The organism is Acinetobacter sp. YH01004 (assembly GCF_013420455.1).
GTDB lineage: Bacteria > Pseudomonadota > Gammaproteobacteria > Pseudomonadales > Moraxellaceae > Acinetobacter > Acinetobacter towneri.
This window is the reverse complement of sequence record NZ_VOXZ01000044.1, coordinates 1-1,189: the sequence shown is the minus strand read 5'-3', so window position 1 is coordinate 1,189 and position 1,189 is coordinate 1. Positions and strand designations below refer to the sequence as shown.

Below are 1,189 nucleotides of genomic sequence, written 5' to 3'. Positions count from 1 at the left end.
CAACAATACAAAAAATTTCTGTAAAATCGTACATGGTAGTTAGAGCCTTTGGGTTGTGTCGTAACTTTCTAAATGGCTCTAACTACCTTTTTTTCAAGGGCTTTTCTTATCCGTAATTCGGGTTAATATAGATGCAATGCAAATACAACACAGATGGATTGGTCAGCAAATGTTAAAACAAAGTGTGTTTACCATGGCAGCAATGCTTATCAGCTTCAATACGATGGCAGCCAACACCGTGGTAGAAATGACAACCAGCATGGGCAATATTGAAATCGAACTGTTTAATGACAAAGCCCCAGTTTCTGCAAAGAACTTTGAAAACTATGCCAAGTCAAACTTCTATAACGGTACGATCTTCCATCGTGTTATCCCAGGCTTTATGGTGCAAGGCGGTGGTATGGATGCCAATATGCAAGAAAAGCCAACCAAAGCGACCATTCGTAATGAATCAAGTAATGGATTGAAAAATACCCGTGGTACCTTGGCGATGGCACGTATGAATCATCCTGATTCTGCCAGCAGCCAATTCTTTATTAATGTGGTAGATAACGATTTCTTAAATCGAAGTCCACGTAACGCAGGCTATGCGGTATTTGGTCAAGTCACTAAAGGTATGGATGTTGTCGATAAAATTGTAAAAGTACCAACAGGCAACTATGGCATGCATCAAAATGTACCGAAACAAGCGGTAAAAATACTCAGTGTGAAAGTGAAAGAGGCTGCCCCAACAAAATAAGCGGATTTAGATTGCAAAAATATGAAAAACATATTTTTAATTTAAAATTATAGGGTTAGTGCGAGTTTTGTGTGTTTTTGAACCAAAATAGTGCGTAAAAATCCAACACTCGTGAAAACAAGCAGTTAAAAGCACTTGCACGTGTAGGAAATTGCCCTATAATGCACCCATCCCGACGCGAAACAGCCTACGAACTTAGCTTACAGGGTTGAGTTGTTAGAAGTGTTTTGCGTTAAAATTTCTGCTGACGAGGCAGAAATTGAGATCATTAAGAGATTATGAAGAACAACTTGTGTGGATTTTTACTGATTGATTGATCGAAGATATTTCATTGATTGATTGGTTTAAATTACTCGAAGTTTATTTGAGCGAAATTTAAGTCAGAAAATTGATGAGCCAGATTTGGAAGTTTAGATTAAAGCTTCAAAATGATTTTAACTGAAGAGTTTG

General features: G+C 37.6%; 1 protein-coding gene. It reads left to right on the top strand.

Translation table 11 applies throughout. The features are described from left to right. The first annotated feature begins 169 nt into the window (after window positions 1-169). Window positions 170-739 carry a peptidylprolyl isomerase A gene (locus tag FTT71_RS13205; RefSeq protein ID WP_004969822.1) on the top strand — a complete coding sequence of 190 codons (570 nt, stop codon included), beginning with the start codon at window positions 170-172 and terminating at the stop codon, window positions 737-739. The last annotated feature ends 450 nt before the right edge of the window (window positions 740-1,189 follow it).

Coding starts and splice junctions, on each gene's coding strand:
- FTT71_RS13205 (WP_004969822.1), top strand. CDS start 170: ATGTTAAAACAAAGTGTGTTTACCATGGCAGCAATGCTTATCAGCTTC.